This window comes from Candidatus Hydrogenedens sp. (assembly GCA_035361075.1).
Lineage (GTDB): Bacteria > Hydrogenedentota > Hydrogenedentia > Hydrogenedentales > Hydrogenedentaceae > Hydrogenedens.
This window is the reverse complement of sequence record DAOSBX010000013.1, coordinates 35,248-53,342: the sequence shown is the minus strand read 5'-3', so window position 1 is coordinate 53,342 and position 18,095 is coordinate 35,248. Positions and strand designations below refer to the sequence as shown.

At 36.9% G+C, this 18,095-nt stretch carries 14 protein-coding genes; 11 read left to right on the top strand and 3 right to left on the bottom strand.

The features are described from left to right. Positions 1-117 precede the first annotated feature (117 nt). From PLJ10_05825 to PLJ10_05815, 3 genes are read left to right on the top strand one after another with little or no spacing between them, the layout of a single operon-like run. A complete protein-coding gene (locus tag PLJ10_05825; GenBank protein HOK09164.1) occupies positions 118-582 on the top strand; it encodes a hypothetical protein in 465 nt (154 codons plus the stop codon). A 35-nt stretch (positions 583-617) separates the two neighbouring features. Continuing rightward, a complete protein-coding gene (locus PLJ10_05820) occupies positions 618-1,106 on the top strand; it encodes a hypothetical protein (GenBank protein ID HOK09163.1) in 489 nt (162 codons plus the stop codon). A gap of 25 nt (positions 1,107-1,131) precedes the next feature. Next, complete coding sequence (locus tag PLJ10_05815; GenBank protein ID HOK09162.1) at positions 1,132-1,977, top strand: SDR family NAD(P)-dependent oxidoreductase; 846 nt, start codon at positions 1,132-1,134, stop codon at positions 1,975-1,977. Positions 1,978-2,003: 26 nt separating this feature from the next. On the opposite strand, the gene PLJ10_05810 is transcribed toward PLJ10_05815, so the two are convergent. Then, entirely contained in the window at positions 2,004-2,816 is an 813-nt protein-coding gene (locus PLJ10_05810; GenBank protein HOK09161.1) for a peptidylprolyl isomerase, read from the bottom strand. Between the two features lie 144 nt (positions 2,817-2,960). Here PLJ10_05810 and PLJ10_05805 point away from each other — a divergent pair, with 144 nt between their 5' ends. From PLJ10_05805 to PLJ10_05790, 4 genes are all read left to right on the top strand, one after another. Continuing rightward, positions 2,961-3,554: a hypothetical protein gene (locus PLJ10_05805; protein ID HOK09160.1), complete on the top strand. Its 594-nt coding sequence runs from the start codon at positions 2,961-2,963 to the stop codon at positions 3,552-3,554. Positions 3,555-3,600: 46 nt separating this feature from the next. Continuing rightward, positions 3,601-4,851 carry a glycosyltransferase family 9 protein gene (locus PLJ10_05800; GenBank protein HOK09159.1) on the top strand — a complete coding sequence of 417 codons (1,251 nt, stop codon included), beginning with the start codon at positions 3,601-3,603 and terminating at the stop codon, positions 4,849-4,851. Positions 4,852-4,872: 21 nt separating this feature from the next. Next, the gene (locus PLJ10_05795; protein ID HOK09158.1) at positions 4,873-5,958 is read left to right on the top strand and encodes a radical SAM protein; all 1,086 of its coding nucleotides are present in this window, start codon (positions 4,873-4,875) and stop codon (positions 5,956-5,958) included. 131 nt (positions 5,959-6,089) lie between these two features. Then, positions 6,090-7,520, top strand: coding sequence for an amidohydrolase family protein (locus PLJ10_05790; protein ID HOK09157.1), 1,431 nt, complete (start codon positions 6,090-6,092; stop codon positions 7,518-7,520). Between the two features lie 53 nt (positions 7,521-7,573). On the opposite strand, the gene PLJ10_05785 is transcribed toward PLJ10_05790, so the two are convergent. Then, entirely contained in the window at positions 7,574-9,292 is a 1,719-nt protein-coding gene (locus tag PLJ10_05785; protein ID HOK09156.1) for a metallophosphoesterase, read from the bottom strand. A 531-nt stretch (positions 9,293-9,823) separates the two neighbouring features. Here PLJ10_05785 and PLJ10_05780 point away from each other — a divergent pair. The 4 genes from PLJ10_05780 (at position 9,824) to PLJ10_05765 (ending at position 15,883) form a co-directional block, all read left to right on the top strand. Next, complete coding sequence (locus PLJ10_05780; GenBank protein HOK09155.1) at positions 9,824-10,306, top strand: hypothetical protein; 483 nt, start codon at positions 9,824-9,826, stop codon at positions 10,304-10,306. Positions 10,307-10,456: 150 nt separating this feature from the next. Continuing rightward, positions 10,457-12,460 (top strand): glycoside hydrolase family 3 N-terminal domain-containing protein, encoded by a 2,004-nt coding sequence (locus PLJ10_05775; protein HOK09154.1) that lies wholly within the window; start codon positions 10,457-10,459, stop codon positions 12,458-12,460. A 237-nt stretch (positions 12,461-12,697) separates the two neighbouring features. Further along, a complete protein-coding gene (locus PLJ10_05770; protein HOK09153.1) occupies positions 12,698-14,257 on the top strand; it encodes a M14 family zinc carboxypeptidase in 1,560 nt (519 codons plus the stop codon). Positions 14,258-14,275: 18 nt separating this feature from the next. Beyond that, complete coding sequence (locus PLJ10_05765; protein HOK09152.1) at positions 14,276-15,883, top strand: hypothetical protein; 1,608 nt, start codon at positions 14,276-14,278, stop codon at positions 15,881-15,883. 68 nt (positions 15,884-15,951) lie between these two features. On the opposite strand, the gene PLJ10_05760 is transcribed toward PLJ10_05765, so the two are convergent. Beyond that, positions 15,952-18,084: a bi-domain-containing oxidoreductase gene (locus tag PLJ10_05760; GenBank protein ID HOK09151.1), complete on the bottom strand. Its 2,133-nt coding sequence runs from the start codon at positions 18,082-18,084 to the stop codon at positions 15,952-15,954. Positions 18,085-18,095: the final 11 nt, after the last annotated feature.

Sequence of the window (18,095 nt, the reverse complement as noted above, 5' to 3'; positions counted from 1 at the left end):
TCATCTGAATTTTAAAACTATCTTTTTTATATTTGGTATTAAATTATTGTATATAATATTAAGAAATCTATCAAGAATGTATAAATTAGTATTGTGAAATAAAAGGAGAAATTTGAAGTGAATAAAAAAATATTGGGAATTTTTTTCCTAATTCTATTTCTTGTTATTGGAGTTCCCTTTTTAGCGGTAATAAAAAATATTATCATGGTTCAGATGATGATGAATTCCGCAGATACTAAAGAAGAGGCATCTGGTCCGACAACGAAGCCGAAACCTGCTCCACCATTGCTTAACGAATCGAATCTTGTAGGGACGTCGTGGATTGTAAAACACCCTTCAATCCCAGCCCCTGTCACCATAACCCTAAATGCAGGGGGACAGGCTGTTGCGACGGTTCCGCCAGAGTTGAGAGCGCTTGCAATACAAATGTTAGGTACAGACCATTTAGTTGGGAATTGGCAGGTCAATGGTGGAAAACTTATCGCATCAATTAATTTCCAAGGGAAAACACACTCAGTGGAATGTGATATTTACGGAGACAAAATTTATTTTCAGGATAAGGAAATTAAACGAGCCCAATAAACATATTACAGTGCTATTGACAAGGAGATTTTGTAATGAATCGGGGCTTGATAATTTTTATTGTAATTCTTGTATTGGTAATAGGAGTTCCAATTCTGGCTGGATTGAAAAATCAATTCTTACCAACTTCGACACCTTCGGCTCCAACAACGTCAAAATCAAACCAACAAACGACGGCGTCTAATCTGGAGCCAAATCCCAACAAATTAGTTCCCCCACCGACACAAGAAGCCATCCCACAAGTACAATATCAGGTTCCACAGATTCCACAAGGACCGCCAGACTTTACAGGGACGATGTGGAGTGTTCCTACGCCTTATGGTATGGTACAGGTGAGTTTAAATCCTGGGGGACAAGCAGTCGCTTCACATCCCATGGTAGGGAATATCACAGGCAATTGGCGGGTGCAAGGGAACAAGATAGTGGCGACTGTTTCTTTCATGGGTCAAACACAAACAGTAGCGGCTGACATTTGCGGGAATACTCTTTGTTATAATGGTCAACCTTTACAAAGATTACGATAAATATACCATTAAGAAGGACTAATTTATGGGTAAAAGATTTTCGGAGCAGGTAGTACTTATTACTGGTGCGTCGGAAGGTATTGGTTCTGCAACTGCAAAAGTCTTTGCACAAGAAGGGGCAAAAGTGGCTCTCATTGCCCGCAGAAAAGAGAAACTTGAACAGGTAAAGGATGAAATTTTAAAAGCAGGAGGTAGTGCTGAATATTTTGTTGCTGATGTAACTGACTATAATCAGATGACAAATGCAGTAGCAGAAATTATTAAATTGTGGGGAAAAATTGACGTTGTACTGGCAAATGCAGGCATGGGTATTCCTGGACACATTGCTAAATTGAAGGTTGAAGATTTTCGGAGGCAATTTGAAGTTAATTTTTTTGGTGTATTGAACACGATGGAATTAACCCTACCATATTTGATACAACAAAAAGGGAGACTTGGCATCGTAGGCAGTGTTGCAGGAAGGGTATGTACACCTTTTTCAGCACCATATTGTAGTAGTAAATATGCAGTGGTAGCCTTGTCAGAATGCAGTTATTTTGACTTGAAACCTCTTGGGGTTTCGGTAACATGTATAAATCCAGGCTTTATTGGCACAGAAATTCGACAGAAGAACAAATATGGTGAACTTACAAGTCGCCCCGACCCTGTCCCTTCTTTTTTGGTCTATCCCGTTGACAAAACAGCAAAACAGATTGTTTGTGCGATATATCGAAGGAAACCTGAAGTCGTCATCACAATGCACGGGAAACTTTCTATTTTCTTTGCAAGACACTTTCCAAGGACATACCGTTTTTTAGTAGGTCTTGTACCTCTCAAAAAAGCAATAAAACTCCCATTACCTGTTCACCCATTTGATGATGAGAAAAAATAATTTGCGGGGTTCTTAAAAAGAATGGATTACTTTACAAAATAAGCACGCTTGATATAGTCTAAATCAGGGAACATGCTGTTCAGATATGTGTTTCCTTGCATTCTTATCATTCTTTGGTCGGGTGCCTCGCCATGTTTTGGATTGATACTTTCCACAACCTCCATCCCTTCAATCACACGGGCAAAAGGTGCAAAACCCATTGAATCTAACCGAACATTATCTGCAAGATTGATAAATAGTTGTGTGGAACGGGAATTGGGTAGCGAACTTTTTGCGTACGTAACAGTCCCTTTTAAGTTACTCTGTTTTACGGGGTCGTCTTTTATCGTTTTTTCGCCATATTTCATATTTAACTGCGGGTCTCCAGCTAACCCAAATTGAACAACAAAGCCCGGGACAACTCGGAAAAAACGTGCGGAATCATAAAATTTTACCTTCAATAATTCGTAAAAATGTTCAACGCCGATAGGTGCCCAGTCTTTGTGACATTCTATAGTAAAGTTCCCATTTGAGCATTCGAAGCGGACTTTAAAAACATCTGGTGCTTTCTCTGGCATTTGTTCAAGGGGTATTTCCTGAGCGGAAGGGATTGTGTTTGGGTTTGTCTCTTCCTTTTTTTCAACTACACTTGTATTTTTTTTTGTATTTTCGTTTTCCATTTTTCCAGTCTCCTCATTTTCTTTTGAGATTTCTTTTGCTTGTTCAAGTTTTTTTAATGCCTCTTCTGCCTGTGCCATTTGAACCCGTGTTAATCGTGGTTGAGCAAAGAACCATGAGTAAAAACCGATGGAAACGATGCCTAAAACCAGCACGATAGGGATAAAAACGATTTTATTCATAGATTATTTCACCCTTTTAATTATTTTTTCTTTGAAATTATTACTCCTTTTTTATATAGTAGATATGATTTTTAAGTATAAATAATTATAGTATTAATTAACAACATGATTTTAAGATTAATTTCACGATGGAGGACAATTGATATGAGAAGGTATTTAATATTAACGGTTCTGGTAGTTATTTTATGTTCACGTTTGGCTTACGCAGTGGAGCTAACCCTTAGCATTCAGGGTTCAATAGATGACATTTCGAGGATAATTGAACTTCTCCGACAGGCTGGAATTGGATACTCAACCCAACAAAGTTCGGAAGACCCTTTTCGCATCCACATTTACAGTTCAAGTGAAGCAGTTCAAGAAGAGGTAAAAGAGAGTCCTTCGTTAGGCTTTCAAGAAATTCGAGGTGAACCTGAAAATCCTGTTGCAGGGACATCATTGAAAATTTTTGCAAAACCAATTGACCCTTTAAAGATAATAGACACTATTTCAGCAAATATTTTTGGGACAAACATTAATGCCGATTTGAGAGATGATGGACAGAATGGGGATGAGACAGCAGGAGATGGTATTTGGACAGGAATGATTACCCTACCTGTTGATGTTTATGGTAGTAAAACCATCTTGTTAACTGCCTTTGATGACAAAGGTAAAATAATCCAGCAGAAAATGTCGGACGGAACTGTTAAGCCAGTGATAGGAACACTTGACTGTGTTATTCAAACATCTGAAAACAAATAAACATTCGGTAAAATAACTCATATTTTGAGAAAAAAGGAATTAACCCTTGCAATCCGAAACAATTCGTCTTCTTGACCGATGGGTCGGCATACTTCTCTGTTTTCTGTTAACTATCTTCAATAAAATATGCTCTTTATTTTCAAGGGTAAAGGGGGAAATTCATAACCCCAAAAAGATTATTTTCGTAAAATTAATTGAACAAGGGGCTATGGTATTAGCAATTCCAGCATTAGAGAGAGCAAAACAATGGGTTGGTAAAGAGAATGTTTATGCGTGTGTGTTTAAGAAAAATAGTTTTGTTTTGCCGACATTAGAAATACTGCCAAAAGAAAATATCATTGAGATTGACACATCAAATGTTTTCAGGCTTCTCCGTGATGTGTTTAGATACATGTGTAAATGCCGTCGGATAAAAATAGACACGGCTATAGACTGCGAATTTTTCTCAAGGGGTTCCGCAATTATTACCTACCTTAGTGGAGCCCGAGCACGGGTTGGAATGCATGGATTCTTGAACGATACGCCTTATCGGGGCAATCTAATGACACATAAGGTAACCTATAACCCTTATATACACACTGCTTATGTATATCTCCTTATGGTAGAGGCAATTAAGGAAAAACCATTTGAAATACCTTTACTAAAAATCCCCTTCTTGCATGAACCATTAATCATTCCGCGTTATGTCCCACATCCAGAACGAAAGCGGAAATGGGAACAACGGCTTGGTATCGACCCAACACACGGGAAAAAGAAGCCTTATGTTATTCTAACTCCTAATCCATGTGATTTGCTTCGTGTTCGTAAATGGCCATTTGAAAATTATTTTAGTCTATGCGAAAAACTCATTCAACGATATCCTGAAATTGTGTTCGTGCTAACAGGTTTTGCTGAAGAACGTGAAGAACTATCAAAGTTTGAAAGAACGTTCGGAACCGATTACTTTATCAATACAGCAGGTGAGACAGATTTTGAGGACTTGCTAACGTTATACAACCTTTGTGATGTTTTGGTAACAAATGATAGTGGACCAGCTCATTTTGCGACAACATCAACGATAGGAATTGTTGTATTATTTGGGCCTGAAACCCCCGTCCTGTTTGCACCTATTGGAGATAATGTGCATGTGTTATATACAAACCTCGCATGTAGCCCATGCCTGAACGCTCATAATTATCGGTTTTCTTTCTGTAATAACAATTTATGTGTACAAATGATATCGGTAGACAACGTTTTTGAAGAAGTGTGTAAATCTCTATCTTCTTTCTCAACGACAGTATTAGATACAAACAAATAACATTCATGATTTGATTAGAAAATGAATATTATAACCCCAATAAAAACAGGTGTTAAGGTAGCAAATATCATTTGGAGTCGATGGAGGGAGTCTATCCCTTACTATTTACCTATTCTTATTGCCTTTGTTACGTACCGCTGTAATCTTCGTTGTGTTATGTGTGGTCTTTGTGAACTGAGAGAAATTTACAATCCAAAAGAATTGAATACAGAAGAGTGGAAGAACGTTATCCATTCTGCAAAGAAATTGGGGACAATGATTATTTCAATATCTGGTGGAGAACCACTACTACGAAAAGACCTTGAAGAAATCATAGCATGTGCGGACAAAAATAATATTTCTACACACCTTTGCACAAATGGCACACTTATTGACAAATCAAGAGCCCAATCCTTAAAAGAGGCTGGTGTAAAAACCATTTCCTTTTCTTTGGATAGTGCTTCGGAAGAAGTCCATGACTCTATCAGAGGTAAAGGACAGTTTAAACGAACAATGGAAGGGATACTATGGATTCATAAAATTGCACCTGAGATAAGAACGAGCATTAATGTTGTGATAACGCGGAAAAACTTTCGAGGAATGTCCAACCTTGTTAAACTGGCAAAAGAAGCAGGGGTTCATCAAATTAAGTTTGCCCCAGTACATAAAAATTTACTCCATCGATTTAAACGTGAGGATTCATGGACAGAATACTTTTTCGATGCAAATGATATTAAAGAGCTTGAGGAAGAACTGAAACAGACACAGGCACTTTGCAAACAGGAAAAAATACTTACGACCTCCGATAATTTTTATAAAGGAATTCCGAGAACGTTTATTCAACCTAATAAATTCACGTGCTATGCAGGTTTTTTGGATTGCATAATTACACCAGAAGGGAACATAGGTGCTTGTTGTGATATTGAAAGTACATTGTCCGTAAGAAATAAATCCCTTGAAGATATATGGCATTCGCAAGAATTTCATCAGTATCGGATGCAGGTCTGCCGTTGTAAAAAGTACTGCTGGGATACAACCAATACTGAATTTAGCCTACGTCTTAATGCAAAAACTTTGTTTTCCGAATTGCCTACTCTCCTAAAAGAATTTCTATTCTACCTAAAGTAAAAATATATACAAACTATATATACCCTATGTCTTTTTAATGGAGCAATAATATCTTTCACTTTTGAATATTTACATAGTATTTTTAAAAACAGTATTATAATAACATTGTTCATTTAAGAAGGGATGATTTTATGAGTGAAAACATAAATCGCCGAGACTTTATCGGCATAACAGGCTCTACTTTTAGTTTAAGTATGCTTGGTGGTACTAATTCACCGTCAATTATTGCCACCAGTAATCTATCCACAGAACTTTTATCGGATGTATATGGCTTAGTTGAAAAGACACCTTTTGTAGATACTCATGAACATCTGCCTCCTGAGAGCGACCGAATTGCAAACAAAGGGAATAAGGACAAAACACCTGCTCCTGATTTTGGAATGCTTTTTAGCCACTATGCGGATTCTGACCTACAGGTATCTGGACTATCCCGAGATGATTATAAAAAACTTATTTCATGGGAATTATCCCCTAAGGATAAATGGAAATTGATAGCACCATTTTATGAACGATGCAGAAATACCGGCTATTTACTGTGTGTTCGTGAAAGTGTAAAAGCCCTTTACGGAGAAGACGATATTTGTGAAGAAAATTGTGAAACCATAAGCCAGCAGTTAAATGAACAAATTCAATCTGGTTTCTATCGCCGAATATTACGTGACGTAGCACATATCGATTATGCACAGGTTAATTGCCTACAAAGTGGAACCTTTAGGGAAAGTGAACCTGCTTCAGACCTGTTATGTTTCGATATATCCACAGTTGGCATTGCCAGTTCTATTTCTAAAATTTCTAATCTGAATAAATTTGCAGAGAAACCAATAAAGACATTAAAACAAGCCCATACCACAATTGAACATATCTTCGAACGATTCGGGCAGAAGGCAATTGCTATAAAAGACCAGTCCGCTTACAGGAGACGGCTCTTATACGAAAATGTTAAGGATAAGGATATAGAGTCCATCTTTAAACAATTTGTTCAAAAACCGAGTTCCTTAAAGCCTGAAGAACTTAAAGCCATTCAAGACAACTTATTCCGCAAGTGCTTGCAATGTGCTACAGAATATCATTTGCCTGTAAAATTGCACACGGGATATTTCGCTGGATATGATGGAATGGATTTATCACGAGTTCGTGATAACCTATCTGACCTCGTATCGCTAATCAAAGACTTCCCGAATACAACTTTTGTGCTGATGCATATTTCATATCCATATCAACATGAATTAATAGCCTTATGCAAACATTACCACAATGTCTATGCGGACATGTGCTGGTCGTGGATTATTGACCCTGCTTCTGCAACACGATTTTTGAAGGAGTTCCTTACTACAGCACCTGCACATAAGATATTCACCTTCGGTGGTGATTATATTCCTGTAGAACTTGTTCCAGGGCATGCTAAAATTGCCCGCAAAGGAATTGCTCTGGCAATAATGCACCTATTACAAGAAGGCTGGCTTAGCGAGTCCGAAGTACCTACCTTGGTTCAACGTATTATGAATCGTAATGCCCACGAATTATTTGACCTTCCTCGTGTATTAAGGGCATATAGAACCTAATTTTTACAAAGTAAAATAAAATATATTTTCAAACACGAGCCGAGCCCTGATGTTTATTTGTCGTGACCCATAGAATACCATTTACCGTATGGTAGAGGAAGTGAAAACATTTCAAGTGATATAGATTTATTATCTATGGTCGAATTGGTGTTCCCTTGCCAATCTACGGTGATGTTGTCGAACCATGCACCGCTAAATGAACCTTCTTCATTACCACACCAGACTCCAAGCATAACAAGCATTGTATCGAAGTTTAACGAATCAAATGATTTGTCCACATTTATTAATTGGTAGATTTCTGGAAGGTTAAGGCTGATTTGATGCGACCTGTATCCATAATCGGGTAACCGCATTGATACCATAATTCCTTGTTCCCTATATTGGTCTAATGTCCTCGCTTTTTTTGGATATTCGTCGTGATAATTCCATATTTTTGGAATGTGTTTTACTCGCTCCTCACGGGCTCCCCAATGACCTACCCACATCCAACGAAGCTCCGTGTCTGCAAATAATGCGATACGGATATAACCCCCACCATAAAAGCTCTTTTCGTTATTTGGAACATAATATTGCAACTTACATGTAGGCTTTACATTGTTATTAGGAACTCGTAATACCTGATAGACATCCATTGTCTCGTCATATTGCCATGCATGTCCCTTATATCGAGTGTAGAGATGTAATGCTGTGGTACCTGAAAACTGGTCGCATGATTTTGTTTCCCAAATAAATCCTGATTCCTGCTCTGATTGATACCGATATGGGAAAAACCAACCTTTCGACTTATTTTCAAAATCTCCATTTACAATCTCTGGTGTATTCGCAATTTTACACCAATGTTCAAATGCACGAGGGTCCATGTCACGGGTGAAGATAGGAAATCGTTCAGGAAATTCATATTTTGCAGAACAACCTAATTGCCTACCATATAGTTTTAATTTTGATTGGGATATTTCTGCCTCTGCGAAATAACCCCGATCTTGATTAGTATTAAATTGTGGGTACTCTTCTCCAAAGGCTCTACCGTTAACTAACGTTGGAAGAACCACAAACGTTGTGCCCTGATACTCCCAAGCAGTTCTGACTGAAGCTTTAACTCCATTATGAACATGCCCCATAAACACATATTGGACATTGCCATAGCGGACAAGAACATCTAACAATTTGTTTTTCTTATCTTTTGGGTATGTGTAATATTCCAATTGTGATAGACCTACAGGCAGTAAATGATAGTGTAAAAATACTACTACAGGTCGACGCCATGCCTCATGCAATTCATTCTCAAGCCAGCTTAATTGCTCCTCAAAACCACCGTTCGGTGACAGTAATTCAGGTGCACATAAAATCACCATCCGCCATGTTCCAATATCAAAAGCATAATTCGGTGCACGAAAACCACATAGATGCTCCTGCAAATCTAAGAACAAACCATCGTTATATTTTCCATCATGATTTCCATGAACTAATGCTATCGGCATCTTTAACGGTTTCACTGCCTTCTCGAAACCTGCAAAATAATTAGGCTTAGGAAAGGCAACTAAATCGCCGTTAAATATTACAACATCGGGTTGTTCCTGATTTGCTAACTCAACAAACTTTTCTAATAACAATTCCAATTCTCGTTCATAGCCAGAATCGCTATCCGCTGGTCCTATTTGTGGGTCTGCAACAAGCCAAAGACGAGCACTATCATTTTTCTCCGCTAAAGAAGAATAAATCTGCCCAACATCATTTGCACATGAAACACAAAATAAAATATAAAAAGCAACCATAAACTATGACTTTGTTTTAAGTATTACCATACTTTATGAATATAGGATACCATAAAGATAGCCGTTTTCTAATATCACTCTCTTTTATTGAGTATCTGCTTATTTTATCACTTGAAATACCTCATATTTAATTTAAATTAAAAGGGAAATTTAGTAGAGGCAAATACATACGTTTTGATTAACTACATACGTCAGGGCAAACACATAGGTTTGCTCCTACATGAACATTAAGAAATGTGTATGGTTAGAGAAACGATGCTCACCCTAATTAGATCATTACAAAACTTTTACAACTACATAAAACAGATGAGATGGCTTCGTTGTTCTTTTAGCCATGAATGGCCACAAATAAATACAAATAAAACTATAACCAAAATATTTATCAACACATACAAGATAAAAAGAGCATCAAAGATGCAAAATTCATATTTTTATTTATACAATTGAAATAATAAAATATACGTAATAAACCTTTAAGATAAAAGCGGTGATAATTTAAGTAAACTTAAAATAATTAGTAAGGAGGTAATTATGTTGAGGAACCGTTACTTGCCTCTGCTCATCGTGTGTTTTTTTATGTTGATATTAGTTGGTTGTTCTGGACCACCAGACCCAGATTTGAATGGAAATTGGAAAGGACAGACATTCCGCAAAGGTCAATTGTTAGGTGAGTCAAGTTTTTATTTCAAAGACGGCAAAACAAGTGTAAACGTATTTGGAAAATCAAAGAATGGTTTTTACACAACTGACACATCGGTTGACCCACATAGAATAAAATTTGACTGGGGTACAGAAGGAAATGTTGCTTATTTTGATTGGGGGATTTATAAAATTCAAGAGTCTGGTTCTTTATATATGAGCATTAGTGAGAAAATTAATGAGTATCCACCATCTGACTCATTAGACCCGAAGATAGGGGATGCTGTTTTCGCATTAAATAGAAATCAAAAAAGTATGACGGTTGATGAATATTCTTATTTTTTGAAAAAACTCCGTATGATAATTGGTTTTTAAGGGTTGAGGATTTACTGTAATTCTATAGTATATGTATCTCTATTTTTTAAGGGTATGAATCTCTATTATTGCATATAATTTTGTTATTATATTTTGTAAAAGAATTAATACTAACAAAGTAATTTGCAAAATAACTCATTAGGAGATTTTATGTTCCTAATATTATTAACTCTATTAGGGATTTTTGGCGTTGAAAATATTGATAATAAGCCACCTATTGCAATACATAGCGATGAGATACAAATTCAGGAGAAGGAAGAGAATAAACAAATCGAGACGGACGCAGATAAATCACCAAAGCAAGAAGAAACGCTCCAGTTAAAGATTGGTCAGTTATTTCTAATTACCCTACAAGGGACACATGGTACTATTTCTGGTGACCGTATTTTTCTAAATCAATATACACCTGCAGGTGTGGTTGTTCCACGGATTCTTGAACCGAAGTGGGCAGAAGATTATTTGGCGGGGATACGTTTTGCGGTTCGGAATCCAGGATTACCGCTATGGTTAGCAGGCGATATATATGAGGTGACGGAGCGAGAACGAGGTGCTCCTTCGCCATATATTAATTTGCCTCCACTTTTGTCTTTGTCAGCCAACCCTGAGACCCAAAATATAGAAAAAATAGTTCAGCTTTGGCGTAGTTATATTCAGGGTTTGGGATTAAACATGATGTTAGGTCCACATTTAAGCTTAGCGTCGACATTGCCCAAAGCCCGTAGGGATCTGCAATGTTTCGGGTCTAATGCAAAAATATCAGCTGACATTGCGGTACAGATGTACCACCTATGGAATACCCCTTCCGCACTGATGGTGCCGATGGATTTTCCAGGGGGACAAACCAATCGTGAAGGAGTTCAACCTGCAGTGTTGCTCACCCCAGAACAATACCTTGCAGAGAATGATATTCTACCTTATAAAATGCTGATGGAGGAAGGGGTTCCAATAATTCATGTTGGGACAACGTTAGTGCCAACTTTAGACCCACAGGGGAAACCTGCTTGTATTTCACGTTATGTCTTGTCAGATTTACTAAGGAAACAATTAAATTTTACTGGTGTGGTTATTGCAGGTCCCTTAGATGCACCTGAAGTAGTAGAGTTTATGGATTCATCTGAGGCGGGTGTAGAGGCGTTACGATATGGTGCCGATGTGCTTTATTATCGCGGACCTGCTAATACAGCAAGCCGAGCCATCGATCGTATCACCCTCGCAGTTCAGCGGAATGAAATTCCAATCGAACGGATAGAACAAGCCTATAATAATATTAAATCATTGAAGAACGCTCAAATTGCTGTAGTGAGTAAAGAAAAACCGATTAAGCCAACAGAACTAACGAAACAAAAAGGTGATTTGTACGACTATTCCTACTTTATTATCAAAAATTCCATTACACTGGTTCGTAATCATGGGGATATACTGCCAATCGTCAAAGGCTCTACTCAAGGGATAGGTATTGCTGGTCCTGTTGGTGTTAAGGAATTAGATGAGTATTTACAGAAGTACCATAAAAACATCGGATTGCAACCGATGACATCATCACTTCGTTTAGGTTATATTCAGGATTTTGACATTGAACGTGCGGTGAAAAATGTTGGTAAATTCCCGATTGCGATATGTACTATTGTCTCTTCTCTTCGGCTAAAAGAACAAGAAGAATTCATAAATCGTATAAAAGAGACAGGAGCCAAAGTTATTGCCTTAGTTTTGGGACATCCTCAGGCACTTGTATGTGCCAAAAAAGCAGATGCAATCCTAATTACCTATGCAGAACCTCCTGCTTATCAAATTGCAATAAAGGCATTAGCGGAAACATTGGTCGGTTTCCCATCATTCCGCTTTCGTTCAGTTATTGAGGATTCTATATTGGAGGCAAATCGTGAGTATACTTTTTCATTAAAAGAATTAGTAGCTATGCCACCTGGTAGATTGCCGATATCTATCGGTGAAGATTTTCCAGAAGGGGCAAGTCTAAGTTATCAAGTAGAAACATTAATAAAAAAATGTGAATGGACTATTCAAGGGAAAGACAGGTTCAAAGAGTCCTCCTTTACGTACTCTTTTCCTTTATCAGGTGAATATACTTTGGAGTTACAGGTACAGGGTGCTGATAAACAAGTTCAAACAAAAACCTATGTGTTAATTGTAAAATAAAAAGATTGACTAACTTATAAGTCCTCCTTAACTCGCTTTTGAAATGGAGGAGAGATAGTATTGACCATTGTCAAACTATATGTAGTAAGACCTTAAAGCAAACTCTTGGTTATGCTAAGAAGATTAACACAGTATTTTAAGGAATAATATGCTGTTAGATATTATTTAAAGGTTATAATATTATATATTTTTTATATCATTTACATTTGAAGTTATATTTTAAGGTTTTATGTAGAAGTGAAGAAGTTAGCATTTATTTTATTACTTATTTGTTACTTGTTAGAAAACGAATCTTTTGCACAGAAGGCATCTTTACCTGTCCGATATATTGTGAAAGTAAACATTGAAAACATGTCGGATATTGATTATCTTGAGCAACAAGGTTATTCTGTTGATTCGTTTGATGGACGATATGCACATGTTTATATTCCAGAATCCGCAATGGAAAAACTAAAAAACGAGGGTTTTGAACTACAAGTTATAGGAACAGACCCTTCACCTCACTTAGAAAAAACACCTTCGGGGTATCATAACTATGCGGAATTAACACAATTTTTACAAAGCCTCACTAATACGTATCCAGATCTTACCCGCCTAACTTCATTGGGACAATCTGTACAGGGGCGAGAGTTATGGGCACTTCACATTACAGATAACCCAGATATAGAAGAAGATGAACCAGAGTTTAAGTATATTTCCACAATACATGGAGATGAACCCATTGGAACGGAATTGTGTTTGCTTTTTGCGGAATATCTTCTACAAAACTATTCCACAGATACGAGAATAAAAAATGTTGTTGATGAGGTTTCTATATGGATTGTGCCTTTGATAAATCCAGATGGACGTGAGACGGTATCACGATATAATGCTAACGGAGTGGATTTAAACCGTTCTTTTCCTCGTTATCCTACCGACTTTGACACATTTTATTATGATGGGGGTAACATATCTATTGAAACACGGCAACCTGAGACACAGCATATTATGCGATGGTCATTAGAACATAATTTTAGTCTATCCGCAAATTTTCATACAGGTGCTATGGTTGTGAATTATCCCTACGATAACGACGGAGGACCCAGTGGTGTGGAAGCACCTACACCAGATGATGCTCTAATGAAGTGGATAGCCACGCAATATGCTATGTATAACACACCTATGTATAACAGTTCCCAATTTCCCGGTGGGATAACAAATGGCGCAGCATGGTATGTTATTACGGGGGGTATGCAAGACTGGAATTATCGCTTTACAGGATGTATTGAAATGACAATAGAGTTATACAATACTAAATTTCCAGCAGGGTCATGGATACCGACACTGTGGAATAATAATCGAGAATCTATGCTGTCTTATTTAGAGTGTATTTTACGAGGAGTGCGAGGACTTGTATATGATAGAAAAACGGGAAATCCTGTCTGGACAAAAGTTTTAGTGCAGGGGAACACACAACCCGTATTTACTCATCCGCGTGTTGGGAATTATCACCGACTATTATTACCCGGCATATACAACCTTGCTTTTACTGTACCCGGATATATTCCCTACCGTGTAAATGGGGTTGAGGTCGTTGATGGATGGGCAACGCGTCAAGATGTTCCCCTGAGCGATGGTGACATTAATGGAGATGATAAAGTAAACGATGAAGATGTAGACCTTGCAGTAGAGGTCATTTTGGGCATTACACCAATTGATAAAGATATAGATGTTGACGGTAATGGGTTGGGAGCCTCTGACATACAGGCGATAATCAATCAATCTCTATCTGCTCCCATCGGTCTCTTCCCGGAATAGAGCTTACTCGGAGATAATATGTTTTATTTAGATACTTATCTTTTTAAAAAAGAAAGAATTATATATCGTATATCTGCAATTACCCCATTTATATTTCTTTTTATTGTTCTTTATCTTCACAAAACACGAATTCATGGGGACGCTTCTATATATTTTACTTTTATTCGTGACTTTTTCAAAAAGCCTTTTACCTACGGTTATGAAGTAAAACATGGAGCAACTTCTCCTCTTTGGGTTATATTGAATTCTGTTCCATATTCTCTTTTAGGTTTTGACAAATGGTTGGTTTTTGCTACCTGTTTGAATAAGATTTTTATTTTTGGGGGAATACTACTGAATGTTTATATATGCATTGGCAATAAAAAATCTCCGATATCAGAAAAAGAAAATCTATTTAGTATCTTGTTTTTAGTTTTAGCTTACATGTTTCTTTATTCTCTTTTTATATCCTCTACCCAGTTATACGAAACTGCATTGTTAATATTTCTTCCACCATTTGCTTTATTCTTATTAAAAATAAATTGGAAAAATACAGGTATATTTTTAGCAGGATGTTCTATGCTTATTCGGCCAGAATATCTTTTGTTTTTTCTTAGTGCAATCTTTTTTATTTCAGAGAATAAAAAAAATTTCTGGAAATATCTTCTTGTAGGTATATCGAGTACTGGGGTTGTTTATGGCTATCTATTCTTTATGACAGGGACTCTTCTCCCATCCTCATTTTTAGGGCGAATTGTCCGTTCCTTAGAAAACAAAAATATTTCCTATATAGAGAAATTATTTATATCCATTGGTGATTTATACCGGTTTGCTCCCTCTTTACTCTTTATCTTACCCCTATTTATTTTCTTTGTTGTTCTAAATTTTTCTAAATTCCGTTCCGTGGATAGAATAAAAAATATTATGTTTTTTACTAGTGTACTTCTGGTGTTTATTTACTTTATTTTTCCCCCTATGAATTATTCAGGCAGATATTTGCTAACATTAGTCCCTGTATTGTTCCCATGGATTACAATGGAAATAGTAAGACATTTTTCAAAATATTCAAAGATAGCAATTGTTATTATGTTGCCCCTGTTTTTATTTGCTCTATATCAACATTTGCAATTAAATAAACCCGAAAACTATAAGTATAGTTTTGACCGTATCTTAGGGAATGATTTTGCAGAAGAAATTCGGAGATTGGATGTGCATGAAAAAAGCAAAATATTAATTTATGAAATACAGTTTCAGTTCAACACGAGTGCCCAATTAGTAAGTGCAGATGGTATTGTAGGTGGAGAAATTCTTCCATGTTTATTAAAAGAACAAAATGAAGAAGAGTTTATTAAACAATACGATATTGACTATATTGTTGTATCTAATGCTTTCAAATATAGAAATATTTACAAAGATACTTTCTTTTCGCGAATATTTAAATTTGATTTATCAAGTCCTATCGGTTCTCAATACATACTTTCTGATATTGTACTTACGAAGGTAGCAACAAATCCTGTATTGTTAAATCCTGAGTTGTTTCGAATTGAAAATGGGATTCCTGTGTATAGTTCTAAAGATACTTTATGGAAGCATCATTCGTTGTTATGGAATTCCATTTATAAAGTAAAAAATCCGACTAATAAGTAAAAATATTCTCCTATTAAATTAAAGTAAAAAAGAGTTTATAAAGTCGGTATCAAAGAGGAATTACAGTATTACTTTATTATAAAAGTTGCTTCTGTGGTTTGGAGCAATTCAGGGAGGGGAATAGGCCAATTTGGATTTTTACCGGTTATGGAATCATGAAGGGCCAGCAGTTCTTCAAAGTGACCTTTCTGGCTGGTTCGAGTTTGTATTTCATTGATTTTCTGACCATAACCTTTCAAAGATTTATAATCATCCATCACGAGGGTTTTTCCATCGAAATGAACCTCCATGTACTCTTTACCAAATTCTGTACTTCCCACAGAGAAATATTCAAAACAAGCAATGGAACCATCTTTATATTTTAATATCACGATTTTATTATCCACTGGGCTATATCGGTCTGTCGTTGGTGTTATTGATTCTACTGAGATACTCTCTATGGGGCTTTTTGTAAGGAAGGAAATGGTATCTATAATATGGCATGCTTCCCCAATAATCCTACCGCCTGTTTCAAAAACCCAATGGTCTGGAGGTAAAAGTCCTGCATTCATTCGATAATGGATAAGCAAAGGGTTAATTCGTTTGTCGGTATGTTTTTTTATCTCTGTAAGATATTTACTGAAACGGCGATTAAAACCGACAAGTAATACAGGTTTAGGCCCACTTCCTTGTAAATAGAAGTCCTTTATTTTATCCAATTCCTCCTGAGATATGGCTAAGGGTTTTTCCACAAAAACATGTTTTCCTGCCTGTAATGCTTTCAAACAGTATTCCGCATGAGAGTCGTGTCTTGTAGTTATCAAAACAAGGTCCACCTGCTTATCACTTAATATTTCATCCAGATTGGTTGTGGTATATTTGGCTTGATATTGTTCTGCTACGAACTTTGCCTGTTGTGCGGAACGGTCCATAGTTGCGTAAATAGAATATTTATCTTTAAGTTTGGCCAGGTTTGGTAAATGCATATTTGTAGCAAAGCCCCCCGTACCAATAATAGCAACATTAATAACGGATTTTGGGGTATAGCTCGTATTCACATGAATTATTTGTTGTGATATGTCCGGGAGTAAAGGTTTTTCCTCAGGTAATCCATATTGGAGAAGGACGATTAACGGGCGCGGTATTTGTGAAGAAAGACAGTCAAAAGCATCCGCAATTTGTTCAATGGGGTATGTTTTTTCTATCAATCTGTCAAGTTTTATGTGCTTACTGTGTATTAATCTCAAGTATTCTTTCATGTTCCTGTTCTCTGTCCAGCGAACATAGGCATACGGATAATCAACCCCTTTTTCTTCATATTGGGTATCATATCTGCCGGGTCCATAAGATGTGGAAATAAGAAAATCCAATTCTTTGGAGTAAATATCTTCACGCTTAATTTCGGAACCTGACACACCTACCAATACAACTTTTCCTTTCTTTCGTGTCATACGGAAGCATTGAGATAACGGTTCGTTTTGCTGGGTAGACGCGGTAAAAATAACTGCATCTGCTCCGTAACCATCACTCCAATTGATTACTTTATCAACATGATTTTCATCATTAGAGTTAATAACCAATTCTGCCCCCAATTCTTTAGCAATGTTTAAACGATGTGGGTCAATATCAATTACTGCTGTCCTTATACCGGAAGCAATGAGCATCTGTGTAGTTAACAAACCTAAAATTCCTGCTCCAAAAACCACCCCAAACTCACCCAGTTGTAGGTTTGCCCGTCGTATACTTTGTATTGCTATTCCTCCCAATGCTACAGTGGAAGCCTCTTCGAACGATACTTCCTCGGGAACCTTAACCACGAGATTTTCAGGGACAGTAACAAACTCTGCATGATGAGCATATCCTACACCTGCTGCAGAAACTTTATCTCCGGGTTGAAATCGGCTAATCCCTTCACCGACTGCTATAACAATACCACTAACTGAATAACCGATAGGTGTGCCGGATTCTAATTTATTCTTAACTTTTGCATAGGCAACTGTAAAACCTTCATCTCTCAATATATCGAGCACTTTTTTTACTTTATCCGGTTGTTCCCATGCCCGTTGAATTAATGGTTTCTTACTGCGGGCAAGTCCGCTCAATTCAGTCCCTGCTGAAATGCAACTAAAAATAACTTTTATTAGCACCATTCCTTTGCCTACCTGCGGAGCAGGAACATCAATGGTCAGTGCTTTTCCTTTTTTAATAATTCCCTGAAGCATGGTAATCTCCA